Raw genomic sequence first — 13299 nt, forward strand, 5'->3', positions numbered from 1 at the left:
CATGACCGCCTCGACGCGACGTCGCCTGCTCATGGCCCTGCCTGTTGCGGGGGCTGGTCTGATTGGCGCTGGCTGCTGGAAGATGCTGTCCTCCATGCAGGCGGGCAGTTTCGATCCCCGTGCAATACGTCTGGATGCTGCCTCACGTGACGTGCCTGATTTCACCCTGCCCGGCCTTTCCGGCGGAGAGAAAGGCTTCGACACGGCAGCCCTGCGCATGAGCCCCGTTCCGGTTCTGGTCAATTTCTTCGCTTCATGGTGCATCCCCTGTGTCGCCGAGATGGCCACGCTGCGCGCGATAGGGCAGCAGATTGCCTTGTGGGGCATCGCCTACAAGGACAAGCCTGAAGATGCCCAGCGTTTCGTGACACGCGATGGATCGCCCTATGCCCGCGTCGCGCTCGATCAGAGCGGCATGACTGCCATAGACTGGGGGGTGAGTGGCGTGCCTGAGAGTTTTCTGGTGCTGCCCGGCGGTCATATTGCCTGGCATGGCGCTGCTGCGCTCGACGAGGCCGTATTCCAGCGCGAGATCCTCCCGCTTGCGAGGCAGAAGCGATGAACCGGGCCCAATGGATGGCGATGATGACCATCGCCCTGCTCGGCATTGCGCTCCCGGCCCGAGCGCTCGACGATCCTTCCGAGAAACTGTCTGACCCGGTGCAGGAGAAAAGGGCCGAGACAATTGGCGCTCAATTGCGTTGTCTCGTGTGCCAGAACGAGTCGATCGAGGATAGCAGCGCCGATCTCGCCCGCGACCTGCGCCATGTCGTTCGCACCCATGTGGCCGCAGGGGAGAGCGACCAGCAGATCATGACCTGGATGACCCGACGCTATGGCGAGTTCATCAGGCTTCGCCCAGGGTTATCGGCAGCCACGCTGCTTCTCTGGATCATGCCGGTCCTGGCACTCACGGCGGGTCTCCTCGCGGCGTTTCTCATGCTGCGACGGCGTGCCGCCGCCACACCGCAGCCGGAGGCCCTTACGGCGGCTGAACAGGCACGTCTGGCGCGGATCATGCAGGAAGAGGGACCTGCCTCATGAGTGGCGTCGGTTTTCTCGCAGTAACCCTGATGGCCATGCTGCCCCTTTTTGCATTGCTCCTGCGTCGGCCTGCCCGGACTGCATCTGCTGTCACGGCACGCGGTTCGGCGCTGACCCTCTATCGCGAGCAGCTTCACGATCTGGAACGCGACCGCGATGCCGGGCTGATCGACGAGAGCGAACGGGCGCGCGCCGAACTCGAGATACAAAGGCGTATCCTGAGTGCCGATTCCATGACCGAGCACGCCATGGCCCCACAGGGAGACCGGAAGAGACTGCTAGGACTTCTCGCCCTGCTCCCGGCATTCGGTTTTGCCCTTTATCTCGTCAATGGGCACCCCTCCTTGCCGCCTCAGCCGCACGGCAGCGCCCATTCCGCGGTCAGCCCGGAAATGCTGCGGCTGTTCGACAAGCTCGCCCGGCAAGTCGCATCCATGTCTCCGGATGATCCCGATTATGTGCGCCAGTCGATCCTGCTCGGGCAGGTTGACGAGCATCTGGACCGGATCGACAACGCCATTCATGCCTATCGTCAGGCGCTGGCAGTGCGCTTCATTCCCGAACTCGCCTTGCAGATTGCGGAACTCCAGACACAACGCGACGGGCATATCTCGGCCGATAGCCTCGCGCTCTATCGCAGGGCGCTTGACGCGGCCCCGGCCGATGCACCCTGGCGCCTTGCGGTCGAGGCGCGTATCGCGAGCGGGGAGCACGATCAGGCGCATTGACACCTGTGTGACCGATGCGGCCTCCGGGGCTGCATCGGGAAATCGACCCTCAGAGGGGTGTCGGATGCCCTTCACAGATGGCGCGCGATCCTTTCCCTGAGCCGCCGCCATCTCGTATGCAGCGCGAAATGGCGCGCCGCATCGAAGTCGGGCGCGACCTCGCACCGATTGCCGAAGTCCCGTCCGAAAGAGACCAGCGCGCCCTGCCTGAGATAACGCGCATAAAGCAGCGATGTCCGGTCGGTCTGCCAGGAGGCGGCCTGACACAGCACAGCAGCAAAAGCCTGCGAACGCGGGGGCAGCAGATCCGCCGCTTTTTCCGCATAGCCCACCGCGACCCAGCGATAATGATACCGGGCATAGGGCGTCACATCGCTTTCGGCATAGCGCTTGCGCTCATCCGGCGTGATGAATGGCCCCTTCAAAGCCCTGTCTGCGCGCTGCTGCGCCGTCAGGCTGCCTTCCGGCACGTCCTGCGCATCACTCGAATAGAGGCTTCGTCCCGCGCCACCCGCATAAGCACCGCCATAGGCCGCATAATCCGGCCCTTGCTCGGTACCCATGATCTCCATGCCATAGATTCGTACCAGATTCGCGGCCTCGAACCAGCCCTGGGCCCGGCTGACGCGCGTCCACCGCGATCGCGCATCGTCAAGCGCCTTGGCATAAGCGCGCACCCATTGGCGAAAGGGCTGGAAGATTGTGCGACCGTCTTCGGTTCTCCACCCGTAGCGCGGGTCGTCATCCTCCGGGAAATAGGCCAGAGACTCCTCCAGCCGGCCCTCACGCACCAGACGACGCGCCAGAATGTGCCGCATTATATCACCTCGCGTGATGGGGGGGAGGGAGGCACCATCATGAGTTGGCGGCGGCTTCGGACTGGCGGGAATGGCCCGGTCAATTTCAGCCCTGAGTTCGTCGACCGTCAGGACACGTTCAGCGAGATAAGAAGCATCGGCCACCCCGTCATCATAGACTCCGTCGCCTTGCGCTGCGTCGAAGAGGGTTATGAAGGCCTGAACGAATTCGCCTCTCGAGAGCTTGAGAACCCCGCTCTCACTCCGGATCCGGGATGAAATTGCGGCATCCCCACTCGGGGTGTTCGTCGGGAACCCCTTGATGGCTTGCGCATAAGCGCGTGCGGCTCCTGCCAGATCATTGGCCCGTATGGCCAGCTTCGCCCGCACCCAGGCGGCATAAGGGGCCGGATCGTCGCCCGCGAACGCGGCCGCGAGTTCGAACTGATCCAGCCGATAGGCGGCAAGCGCAAGCAGATCGTTTTTCTCACCCGGGGCGGCCTTTCTCCCCGAGGCCGATTGCGCGAGCCCCCTCATGGCGGCGTGCGCAGGCTCCGTGCCATCATCGTAAGCCAGCACATAGAGGCTGAGCAGATCGCGCCCGAGCCTTTCCTGCGCAAGCGCCTTGAGGTGAGCGGGATGTCTGGAAATCCATTCGAGAAGGAAGCTCAGCGAGTCAACGCCGGAAGACCCGCCAGCTACAGCCTGATGGAGATAGAGCTCGAGCGCTCTGGAGATCTGCTCGCTCGTCAGATCCCTCTCACACGCCTCGTGCCGGGTTATCTCACCCCACCCGCACAGACCGTCCGGTGTATGCAGCGCAAGCCGCGCCTCTTCTCCCCACGAGGCAGCGTCGAGACCATCGGGATCGCTCCAGCCCTGCGCGACCAGTTGCCGTGTCAGGGCGAAATCACGCGCAGCGGCCGCCAGCTCGGGTTCCGCGTGCTGGCCTTCGGCAAAGGCAAGGACCTCATGAACCCTGCCGCTCATGAAGGCGGCTTTCACTCTCACGCCATCCGTTCCGGCCTCAGGCAAATGACTAATCGCCTCGAAATCCGCGAGACCATGATCGAGGCTTTGAGCATCGCGAAAGGCGTTCGCTCCCCGATCGTAAAGCGCCTGGGCTGTTGGCTGGGTACTCCCTGCGGACGCTCTTTCGATCGGTGCAGGTGCAGGCGGCAAGAGACGCACCACCTCTTGCGCAAAGGAAAAGACGGGCAGGTTTTCGAGAGTCGCCTTGCGATCATCCAGAAGCTGCTCGGGAAAAAACGGCCCACAGGCCAGGACGCTTGCTATCGAGGTTGAGGCAAGGGCCAGGACCGCGAATAAGCCCCGCTTGCGCCTCATAAGGCGAGGCGAAGTCTGAGGCTCGCGAGACTGATCAGGGTGTGACATGAATGGGCGCCTCCTCCTGCGGGCAGCTGAGCCAGGCTGCGATGAATGATTGACCGACCGGGAGCAGTCTGGTCTGCGTGCGCAGAAGCACCGGCCCCGCACGGTCATAATCGAGACGATAGGGGTTTTGCGCTCCGATCCCACGGCACGGGCTAGTTACATGAAGGACCGGGGGCGGAAGGGCGTCAATCGTCCCCGCATTCCTGACAATGATATGATACAGGGCCTGCCCGGCAGGCTGCGTCTCAACGCTCATCGCTTCGCGAACGGGTTCATGCCGGACGAGATTGCTCCAGGATTCCAGACTCCAGGCGCGGCGATCTCCTGCGACCGGAAGCCGGAACCAGATCCAGCCTTTGAGACCTTCCGGTCGACGGGACTCGATAAGACGCATGAATGCGGCGACGCGGGTCGGCTCGACCACCAGTTCCTGACCTGCGCCTGGGGCGATCCCCTGACTGGCCTCACTCTCAACCGCCGCCAAATGGCCATCCTGCCCCCAGACCACGAGCGATCCATAGCTTGGAAGTGCGATGCGCCACTGATGCGATCGCAGATACTGTGAGGCAATGGGTGCAAAGCGCTCCGCTGAGTCCCGCGCCTGCGCAGGGCCGAAGAGGCCTTCCACCGGATCGCGAACGGCATGAAGCTGCAGAACAGCCCGATCAGCCTGTGCAAGCACAGAAGGCAAAGAACTGGCACCGAGCCATGCCGGGAGCGTCGTGATTGTCAGCTTGGTTCCGGGCGCCAGATCGGCGCGCAGGGCTGCCAGGAACCGGGCATAGATGGCAAGCTGCGCGGTTGCACAGTCGTGATCGATCTCAACGCCGTTCACTCTGATCCCCGAGGCGATCCAGCGTGCAAGCAGCGCGCGGATATGCGATGCCACCTCGGCCGGATCGAGATCGGGACGGCGTCCGCTCAGGCGAAACACGGCGATCACCCGATGCGTAGCCAGGGCCTTCACGATGCTTCCTGCGCGTCTTTGCCTGAAGTCCGGCTCAGACGCGCTTCCCCCTCGCGCCCCTGAGTCATACGCGGGCGCCCTCCGCTCAGCCGTCTCGTCTCGGCCCAGGACGGGCCGAACGTCATCGCCCCACCCCGAATCATGCCAGTTGCCGTTCTGATCGTGCTCCGACGCAAGGATGTGCCAGGTTTCTATGAACGGGTTGGCAGTCTCAATCGACCTGACAAGGGCATCGCTCCACACACGCTGCCAGATATAGGCCTCCGAGTTCATGGGCGCGGGCAGGGTAACGGTCGTTTCCCGGTAAAGCACGAACCCCACGGACGAAAGCACCACCATCAGGCACAGAACGAGAGAAAAACCGCGCCTGTTCATCGATCCTCCTCTGGGCGGAACACCGGCTCAATGCCTGTTCCTGCTAACGCAAATGCGGCCCGGCCTCCAGACTGAGCGCCCCGTCACCTATTTTCATATTGCACTGTCACCATGCTTCGCGGCATGTGCTGAGCATGGTGCGACTGTCTCCCCTGCCCCGTCAGCGATCTGTTCTGACCGGAAATTACCTGCCCGTTCCGCGCCCCCCGGCGCAGGAGAGCGTGGTGCTGTGCCCGGCATGCCGCGGCAAGATGCAACGCACGGACGAGCAATGTCCGCATTGCCATGCCGAGCGTCATTTCGGCCCGACCAGGACCGAGACGGTCACGAGCACGGTGATTGGCCTCGTGGCCACACCAGCCCTTTCTCTGCTGATTGTCCGTCCCTCTGGATGGACGGTGGCGTTTGCCGTGGCTGGACTTCTGGCCGGGTTCTTTGTCGCCCACAGCCGTCATACGGGTGATCGCTGGCTGCGTAATCCACGCTAGGACACAGATTTCGTAACAAGATGCAGCTTTCGGCAAGTCTGGCGAAACGCTAAGGGCAATACCCATGTCTGTATCGGCTTCACGCCCCCCGCGCCGTTCCATGCTGCTTCTGCGTGAACGCTATATCCTGCGTCAGCTCTTTCTGGGGCTGGTCGGAATCACGAGTGGCGCCATCGCCCTGATCTGGCTGATGCAATCCCTGCGTTTCGTCTCGCTGGTGGTGGATCGTGGTCTGTCGCTGCGTGTATTCCTGCAGCTCACTTCCCTGATGATCCCGTCCTTTCTCGCAGTCATCCTGCCCATCACGACGTTCCTGGTCGTGTTGTTCGGCTATCAGCGCATGTCGGGCGACCGTGAACTCACCGTGATGCAGGCAGCAGGGCTCTCACCCTTCCAGCTGGCACGACCGGCCATGGCCTGTGCCCTGATCGCGACGGTTCTGGGCTACATTCTCAATCTCTGGCTCGTGCCCGTGTCCTATCACGCCTTCAGGCGCTACGAGTTCGAGATCCGCAACCGCATGGCGGCATTCCTGCTTCAGGACGGGGTTTTCGCCCAGCTCTCGAAGGACATGACTGTCTATGTGCGCAAGCGTGACCGCGACGGCGTCATGCATGGTGTATTTGTGGAAGACGACAGGCAACCGGAAGCCCGCGCCACCATCATTGCAGAGCGTGGCACGATGATTGTGGTCAACAACCAGCCGCGCGTGGTCCTGTTCAACGGCTCACGACAGGAAATCGACCATCATACGGGACGCCTGAATGTACTCACGTTCGACCGGAACTCGCTCGATCTGTCAGGCAGCAAACAGGCTGACAGGGAAGTGCGTGATGCCTCCGAAATGTCTCTCTCGGAGCTGTTTCACCCAGATCCGCGCTACGTCTCGCAACGCGACTGGGGCAAATTTGCCGTTGAAGGCTGGCGACGCCTCACCTCCCCGCTCACCACACTGTCCTTCGGCATGATTGCTCTCGTAGCGGTCCTGAGCGGGGCATTTTCGCGACACGGCAACATCAAACGGCCTCTTGCGGCCATCCTCTCCGTCGTGGGGTTGATGGCGGCCTCGCTGATGCTGCAAAATCTCGCGGGCAGAAACCTCGCCCTCATTCCCTTGCTCTGGGCCACGGCCATTCTGCCAGCGATAGGCTGTGCCCTGTGGCTTTTCGCCCCTCGAAGCCGCCAGTCCGGGAAGAAGGCATCCCATGGCGCGTAGTCCCTTCACCCTTTTCAAGGGCACTTCCGCTGGCGTCTCGGTAACGCTGTCGATCTACATATCGCGCATCTTCACCCTGTTCGCGCTCGCCATGATCGCCGCCCTGACCGGGCTGGTCTCTCTTTTCGATTTCATCGATCTGCTGCGTCGCGTCGCCACCAAGCCGGACGTTCCTACCAGTCTGGTCAGCGAGATTGCCGGGCTGCACGTACCCTATTTCATGATCATGATCATGCCGTTCGGCATCCTGCTGGGTGGGATTGTGTGCTTCTGGCGTCTGACGCGTTCCTCCGAACTGATCGTGGCGCGTGCAGCCGGTATCTCGGCCTGGCAGTTTCTGGCAGCGCCGCTTGCCTGTGCCATTCTTCTGGGCGCATTCGGCAGCATGGCGCTTTCGCCCCTTTCATCCACCATGTTCCGCAAGGCGGAACTTCTCGACGAGGCCTATCTGAAGACGGGCGGTGGCCCGCTCTCGCTCAATGGCGGGGCTCTCTGGTTGCGTCAGCTCGATGATGCAGAAGGCGGCCAGGGCGTCGCCATTCTTCACGCACGCCATGTCTTCCTCCATGATCGTCACCTGCGCATCGATGACATCAGTGTCTTTCGCCTCGATGATCGTGACCAGCTCGTGGTCCGCATCGAGGCACCGCGTGGCGAGCTGGTGAAGGGAGCCTGGAAGCTCGAGGATGCGGCCACGGTCCGACCCAATCACCTGCCCCTGCATATCGGCGATTACCTCCTGCCGACGAACCTCTCGCTCAAACGCGTCGAGCAAAGTTTTGCCTCGCCGGATACCCTTTCGGTATGGTCACTGCCGGGGTTCATTCACCTGCTTGAACGTTCCGGTTTTTCCTCCATACGCCATCGACTGCACTTCCAGACTCTGTTAGCTCTTCCGATCCTGTGCGGCACAATGGCACTCGTCTCGGCTGGCTTCTCCATGCGTCCCACGCGGCGCGGCGGTGTGGCGCGCATGATGGGTTCGGGCATCGCTGCGGGCTTTGCGCTCTTCACCATTTCGAAGGTGGCAGCGCAATTTGGTGAATCCGGTGCCCTCCCGCCTGTCATGGCGGCCTGGGCGCCGACTGGCGCGGGTCTCTGCTTGGCGGTAGCCTTGCTTCTGCATCTGGAGGATGGTTGATGTCGAAACGGCGCGTGGCGCATTACAGGCGCAGGTCCTGGCTTGCCGCCTCCATGCTCGCGGGTAGCGCGACGTTCGGCAGCATTCCCCAGGCCGGGGCAACCATGCAGCGCCAGACCGGGCCCAAAGTTGCGGTGGGCAAGCCCTCATCGCAATCCGACCCGGTAACCTATCTTGCCGATCAGGAGAGCTACACCAAGACAGGCGTCGCCACCTGGACGGGCAATGTGCAGGTGTGGCAGGGCGATCACGCGCTGCGCGCTGACAAGATCGTTTATGACCGCAATACAGGCGTCATGACCGCAACCGGTCATGTGGCCATGGTCGAGCCCGACGGCAGCACGAGCTTTGCCGATTACGTCGAGCTGAGCAATGGCATGCATGATGGTATTGCCCGTGCCATCTTCTTGCGCATGGAAGACAACGCCAAGCTTGCCGCCAATGGCATGAGGCGCACGAACGGCAAGATCAACGACATGGCAAAAGCCGTCTACACGGCCTGCGAGATCTGTGCGAAGGATCCCTCGCGTGCACCGTTCTGGCAGCTGCGCGCCTATAACGCGACCCAGGATGCCGAGCACAAGCGCATTGAGTTCAGCCACGCCTATCTGGACATGTTCGGCCTGCCGATCATGTATCTGCCGATCTTTTCCATGACCGATCCGAGCGTGAAGCGCCAAAGCGGTTTTCTCATGCCCGGCATCAACCCGCATGACCGTTATCTCGGCACGTATTTCACCATTCCGTATTTCTGGGCGATCGACGACCAGCAGGATCTGACCGTGCAGGGGCTTGTCTCGACACGTACGGGCCCACAGGTGAGCGGCCAATACCGGAACCAGCTGAATTTCGGCAAGATCAACTTCACCGGCGGCGTGGCCTACAGCACCCACAAGGAAGGCAGTTACGTCAACACCTTCGGCAATAATGTCAGTGGAACGAACGACAACGGGATCCAGGGTTATGTGCGCGGCAGCGCCGTATTCGATATCGATCCGCACTGGCGCGCTGGCGCGAATGTCAATCTGGCTTCCTCGGCAAACTACATGCGCGACTACCGCATCACCGGATACGGTAACGAAACCCTGCAATCGACTGCCTATATCGATGGTTTTGGCGTCGGATCCTATGCGCGTCTCGACGGGCAGTTCTATCAGGGCCTGAACCAAGGCGTCATTCGCAACTCGAACCTGCCTTTCGTGCTGCCGCGCTTCACCTATGCCTTTCAGGGTGAGACAGACCCGCTGGGCGGTACGTTCTCTCTGAGCACGAACGACTTCAACGTCTATCGTCCGGAGGGGACGCGCGACCAGCGCGGGCAGATCCAGATGAACTGGAATCGTCCGTTCCATAATGTTCTGGGGCAGGTCTGGCTGCTGACCGCAAGGCTCGACGCCACCGTGTATCAGGCCAGCCATCTGACGGAACAGCCGACTTATTACGTCGATACCGGCACGCATACGACCGGTTGGGTGCTCCCTACCGTTGCCCTCAAGATGAACTGGCCATTCCTGCGCAGCTTCGCCCACGGGCATGGCTCGCAGATTCTCGAACCGATCGTGCAGGCGATCGCCGCCCCGAATATGGGCAACAGCGCCACGCGCATGATTCCCAATGAGGATTCGCTCCAGTACGAATTCACGGACAGCACCCTGTTCTCTCTCAACCGCTATACGGGCACCGACCGCCTCGATGGCGGATTGCGCGGCAATGTGGGCGTGCATGGAAACTGGACGTGGCGCGGTCATGTGGTCGATTTTCTTGTGGGTGAGAGCATTCAGCAGCACATCACCCAGAACCGCATCGCCTATTCGGGCCTGTCCCACCATCTGTCATCGCCAGTGGCGCGCGTGCGTGTCAGTCCCAACCAGTATCTCGATCTGACAGCGCGTGGCCGATACGACCCCTGGCGCAAGAAATTCGATTACGGTGAGGGGCTGGTCAGCGTCGGTGTGCCTGTATTCCATGTGAATGCCGGGTACATCTACGAGCCTGTCACGCCCTATTACTTCTATGCGACCAATTATCGCCTGAACGGTCCGACACAGGTCTATTACACTCCGACGAACGAAGTCACGGCAGGTGTCTCGACGGCTTACAAGCAATATCACGCCTCGGTTTACGGGCGCCGCTCGCTGTCCCGGCACGAGTTCGTCAGTCTCGGTGGCGATATCGGCTATTCGAATGACTGCTTCGGTTTGGACATCCTTGCGATCAAGCAATATACCTCGATCGGTGGTCAGCAGCGCAACACGACCGTGCTGTTCAATCTCACCTTCAAGACAATCGGTACCTTCGGAATCAATGGCTGACGGACGCGCAATGATCTTTTCCGCCCCCTTCCTTCGGGCTGCCCCGCAATCCGGTGCTCCCCGCTCGATGCGCGCGATGCTTCTGGGCTTTGCAACCTGCATGGCCCTGCCCGCTTTGCCGGTTGCCGCAGCACCTGCCCATCATGCCCAGCGGGCGCATCCGGGCCACGGCAGCGTGGCACCAGCCGCCATCCCGCCCGAAGACGCCATTCTGGGCACGATCAACGGTCAGGTCCTGACCGAGCGGGACGTGGATAACCGTGGGAAGCTCTTTGCCCTGTCGACGGGGCTGAATATCAGCCCGGATCTGATGCAGCGCCTGCGTCCGCAGATCATCCGCCAGCTTGTCGATGAGCGCATCAAGACGCAGGAGATCCTCAAGCGTCACATCAATGTCGAGCCGCAGCAGATCGCTCAGGCGATCAACAACATCGAAGCGCGCAATGGCATGCCCAAGAATGCCCTGCGCGATCGTCTGGCGCAGGATGGCGTGTCGCTCACCACGCTGATCGACCAGATCCGCGTGCAGATCGGCTGGATGCAGGTGCTGCGGGAAGAAATTTCGGGGCGTGGCCGCATCACCGCACGCGAGATTTCACAGCGCGAGGAGGCTCTCCGCGCCGAGGAAGGCCGCGCGCAGTATAATGTGAGCGAGATCTTCATCCCCGTGGCCGACCCTCGCCACGCGGAAACGGAACTCGAATTCACCAGGACGATCATCACCCAGCTGCGTAACGGCGCACCTTTCCCCATCGTGGCTGCCCAGTTCTCGCAGGCACAGACGGCGCTCGATGGCGGCACCATGGGCTGGGTACAGGAAGACAGCCTCGATCCCCCTGTGGTGGATATCGTACGCCAGATGCCGATCGGTGCCATTTCCAACCCAGTCAAGGTTGCGGGGGGCTATGTCATCGTGACCGTGAACGGCAAGCGCACGATCGGTCACCAGAATGTCACCATGGTGACGGTCCGTCAGGCTTTCTTCCCCTTTACCTCCCCGCTGAACCCGCAAAACCCGACAGACCAGCAGAAACTGGCCCTGCAAAAGGCGACTTCGGCGGCCCAGTCGGTTCATGGTTGTGACGCGATGGAAGCTCTCAATCGCAGCCTCGGGGAAAAGCATCCTTCCGATCCGGGTGGCCAGCTCGTTCTTGAGCGTCTGAACCCGCAGATGCGCCAGGTCCTTTCGGATCTTCCCACTGGCCAGTCGAGCCGCCCCCTTGTTTCGACAGACGGGATTGCGCTGCTCGCCGTCTGCTCGAAAGGGCAGAAGAACATTGCCCAGCAGAGCCCGAGCGAGATTGCCGACAGCCTGATGAACGAGCGCGTCGAGCAGGCTTCACGCCAGCTTGAACGCGATCTCGAACGTCGTTCGGTCATCGAAATGCGCAAGGATGACAAGGCCGACACGGCCAGGCACGATGACGCCCCGGCAACAGAGGACGATACCCCTGCGCCGAAGCCCCACGGCAAAAAGGCGTCGGGTCAGGGATGACCCTTCCCTCGCTGCGAGACTCCATCCGCATTCACGGGCTCGATGCCAAAAAGTCGTTCGGACAGCATTTTCTTCTCGATCCCGGAATTGTGGCCCGGATCGCAGCGCTCGGTGGCGATATGACAGGGCGCCATGTCGTCGAGATCGGGCCCGGTCCCGGCGGTCTGACCCGCGCCCTGCTCGACACGAAGGCCGTCGGGGTTCATGCGGTCGAAATCGATCAGCGCGCCTGGCCTCTGCTCGATGAGCTTGTGGCCCATGCCGAGGGAAGGCTGACCCTGATCAAGGCCGATGCCATGGCCCTGGATTGCGCCACGCTCTGCCCGACACCCCGCAAGATCGTGGCGAATCTCCCTTATAACGTCGGGACTCCGCTTCTGGTGGGCTGGCTGCGTCAGGCAGCTTCCTGGGAGCGTATGACGCTCATGTTCCAGCTCGAGGTCGCCGAGCGCATCTGTGCGGCGCCGGATACCAGCGCTTATGGACGTCTGGGCGTTCTCGCGCAGTGGTGTGCGAGTTGCGCCATGGTGATGAAAGTGCCCCCCGGCGCGTTCTCGCCCCCGCCCAAGGTGGATTCCGCCGTGGTCGATATCGTACCGCATCCCGAACAGCCGTCGGCCTCACTGTTCAAGGCCATGGAGCACGTCACGCATCTGGCTTTCGGCCAGAGACGCAAGATGCTGCGCGCCTCGCTACGGCCGATCGGGGGGGAGGCTCTGCTCGAGAAAGCAGGCATTCTCGCCACGCGACGGGCAGAAACGCTTTCGATCGACGAGTTCGCAACCCTTGCCAAACTGGTGGCAGGCGAAAACTGATGCTGAGAGGCGCTTGCAGAGCGCTCGGCGAACGCCCATACAAGACAGAGACGGGTGCTTTTGCCCGGGCGTTCGGGTGCATGTGGCATCTCGACCAGTCCCGCAGGAGCATGTTTGCACGCATAATTCTTCTGCGTGGCCGTCATGGTATCAAGGAGCCTCGTTATGGCAACAGGCACCGTAAAATGGTTCAACTCCACCAAGGGCTATGGCTTCATCAAGCCGGATGCCGGCGGCGATGATGTGTTCGTTCATATCTCCGCAGTCGAGAAGGCCAATCTTTCCTCTCTCAATGACGGCCAGGCACTCTCCTACGAGACCGAAGTCGGACGTAACGGCAAGACCTCGGCAGTCGCTCTCAAGCTGAGCTGAGTTTTCGCCGTAGCGGAAGGTCGGGGCGGTGAAGCCTGCAAGAAGATCATGATGCACTCCGTTGAGGTCTGCCACATCGTTCGCCCGCAGGATCGCATACCGCGCTGATCCGTTACCGGCAGGGGAGGATTGTCTCCTCCCCCCCCCCCCCCCC

Annotated in this window: 12 protein-coding genes; 10 read left to right on the plus strand and 2 right to left on the minus strand. The window is 61.8% G+C overall.

The genetic code is table 11. The features are described 5' to 3' along the window. Window position 1 precedes the first annotated feature (1 nt). The 3 genes from AA0535_RS14275 to ccmI are packed head-to-tail and all read left to right on the plus strand — an operon-like array spanning window position 2 to window position 1772. Complete coding sequence (locus AA0535_RS14275; RefSeq protein ID WP_264817303.1) at window positions 2-562, plus strand: redoxin domain-containing protein; 561 nt, start codon at window positions 2-4, stop codon at window positions 560-562. Beyond that, the gene (locus AA0535_RS14280) at window positions 559-1044 is read left to right on the plus strand and encodes a cytochrome c-type biogenesis protein (protein ID WP_264817305.1); all 486 of its coding nucleotides are present in this window, start codon (window positions 559-561) and stop codon (window positions 1042-1044) included. The genes AA0535_RS14275 and AA0535_RS14280 overlap by 4 nt, the downstream gene beginning before the upstream one ends. Further along, window positions 1041-1772: a c-type cytochrome biogenesis protein CcmI gene (gene ccmI, locus AA0535_RS14285; RefSeq protein WP_264817307.1), complete on the plus strand. Its 732-nt coding sequence runs from the start codon at window positions 1041-1043 to the stop codon at window positions 1770-1772. Before AA0535_RS14280 ends, ccmI begins: the two co-directional genes overlap by 4 nt. Window positions 1773-1843: 71 nt before the next feature. On the opposite strand, the gene AA0535_RS14290 is transcribed toward ccmI, so the two are convergent. Beyond that, window positions 1844-3964 carry a hypothetical protein gene (locus AA0535_RS14290; RefSeq protein ID WP_264817309.1) on the minus strand — a complete coding sequence of 707 codons (2121 nt, stop codon included), beginning with the start codon at window positions 3962-3964 and terminating at the stop codon, window positions 1844-1846. Then, window positions 3951-5306, minus strand: a complete 1356-nt coding sequence (locus AA0535_RS14295) for a DUF3142 domain-containing protein (RefSeq protein WP_264817311.1) — start codon at window positions 5304-5306, stop codon at window positions 3951-3953. Before AA0535_RS14295 ends, AA0535_RS14290 begins: the two co-directional genes overlap by 14 nt. Window positions 5307-5440: 134 nt before the next feature. On the opposite strand from AA0535_RS14295, the gene AA0535_RS14300 reads away from it, so the two are divergent. The 7 genes from AA0535_RS14300 to AA0535_RS14330 all read left to right on the plus strand — a co-directional run bounded on the left by AA0535_RS14300 (window position 5441) and on the right by AA0535_RS14330 (window position 13145). After that, window positions 5441-5794 carry a hypothetical protein gene (locus tag AA0535_RS14300; protein WP_264817312.1) on the plus strand — a complete coding sequence of 118 codons (354 nt, stop codon included), beginning with the start codon at window positions 5441-5443 and terminating at the stop codon, window positions 5792-5794. Between the two features lie 64 nt (window positions 5795-5858). Continuing rightward, on the plus strand, window positions 5859-7010 hold the full coding sequence (lptF, locus tag AA0535_RS14305) for an LPS export ABC transporter permease LptF (RefSeq protein WP_264817313.1): 1152 nt from the start codon (window positions 5859-5861) through the stop codon (window positions 7008-7010). Next, the gene (gene lptG / locus AA0535_RS14310; RefSeq protein ID WP_264817314.1) at window positions 7000-8151 is read left to right on the plus strand and encodes an LPS export ABC transporter permease LptG; all 1152 of its coding nucleotides are present in this window, start codon (window positions 7000-7002) and stop codon (window positions 8149-8151) included. The genes lptF and lptG overlap by 11 nt, the downstream gene beginning before the upstream one ends. Next, window positions 8151-10463: an LPS-assembly protein LptD gene (locus AA0535_RS14315; RefSeq protein ID WP_264817316.1), complete on the plus strand. Its 2313-nt coding sequence runs from the start codon at window positions 8151-8153 to the stop codon at window positions 10461-10463. The genes lptG and AA0535_RS14315 overlap by 1 nt, the downstream gene beginning before the upstream one ends. A gap of 67 nt (window positions 10464-10530) precedes the next feature. Beyond that, complete coding sequence (locus tag AA0535_RS14320) at window positions 10531-11958, plus strand: peptidylprolyl isomerase (protein WP_373319354.1); 1428 nt, start codon at window positions 10531-10533, stop codon at window positions 11956-11958. Next, a complete protein-coding gene (gene rsmA / locus AA0535_RS14325; protein WP_264817318.1) occupies window positions 11955-12773 on the plus strand; it encodes a 16S rRNA (adenine(1518)-N(6)/adenine(1519)-N(6))-dimethyltransferase RsmA in 819 nt (272 codons plus the stop codon). The genes AA0535_RS14320 and rsmA overlap by 4 nt, the downstream gene beginning before the upstream one ends. Window positions 12774-12938: 165 nt before the next feature. Continuing rightward, on the plus strand, window positions 12939-13145 hold the full coding sequence (locus AA0535_RS14330; RefSeq protein WP_023977648.1) for a cold-shock protein: 207 nt from the start codon (window positions 12939-12941) through the stop codon (window positions 13143-13145). Window positions 13146-13299: the final 154 nt, after the last annotated feature.

Origin of the sequence: Asaia krungthepensis NRIC 0535 (assembly GCF_025995175.1) — a bacterium.
Taxonomy (GTDB): domain Bacteria; phylum Pseudomonadota; class Alphaproteobacteria; order Acetobacterales; family Acetobacteraceae; genus Asaia; species Asaia krungthepensis.

What these genes read in the sequence shown, in the direction of transcription:
- AA0535_RS14275 (WP_264817303.1), top strand. Translation starts at nt 2, where the DNA reads ATGACCGCCTCGACGCGACGTCGCCTGCTCATGGCCCTGCCTGTTGCG.
- AA0535_RS14280 (WP_264817305.1), top strand. Translation starts at nt 559, where the DNA reads ATGAACCGGGCCCAATGGATGGCGATGATGACCATCGCCCTGCTCGGC.
- ccmI (WP_264817307.1), top strand. Translation starts at nt 1,041, where the DNA reads ATGAGTGGCGTCGGTTTTCTCGCAGTAACCCTGATGGCCATGCTGCCC.
- AA0535_RS14290 (WP_264817309.1), bottom strand. Translation starts at nt 3,964, where the DNA reads ATGTCACACCCTGATCAGTCTCGCGAGCCTCAGACTTCGCCTCGCCTT.
- AA0535_RS14295 (WP_264817311.1), bottom strand. Translation starts at nt 5,306, where the DNA reads ATGAACAGGCGCGGTTTTTCTCTCGTTCTGTGCCTGATGGTGGTGCTT.
- AA0535_RS14300 (WP_264817312.1), top strand. Translation starts at nt 5,441, where the DNA reads ATGGTGCGACTGTCTCCCCTGCCCCGTCAGCGATCTGTTCTGACCGGA.
- lptF (WP_264817313.1), top strand. Translation starts at nt 5,859, where the DNA reads ATGTCTGTATCGGCTTCACGCCCCCCGCGCCGTTCCATGCTGCTTCTG.
- lptG (WP_264817314.1), top strand. Translation starts at nt 7,000, where the DNA reads ATGGCGCGTAGTCCCTTCACCCTTTTCAAGGGCACTTCCGCTGGCGTC.
- AA0535_RS14315 (WP_264817316.1), top strand. Translation starts at nt 8,151, where the DNA reads ATGTCGAAACGGCGCGTGGCGCATTACAGGCGCAGGTCCTGGCTTGCC.
- AA0535_RS14320 (WP_373319354.1), top strand. Translation starts at nt 10,531, where the DNA reads ATGCGCGCGATGCTTCTGGGCTTTGCAACCTGCATGGCCCTGCCCGCT.
- rsmA (WP_264817318.1), top strand. Translation starts at nt 11,955, where the DNA reads ATGACCCTTCCCTCGCTGCGAGACTCCATCCGCATTCACGGGCTCGAT.
- AA0535_RS14330 (WP_023977648.1), top strand. Translation starts at nt 12,939, where the DNA reads ATGGCAACAGGCACCGTAAAATGGTTCAACTCCACCAAGGGCTATGGC.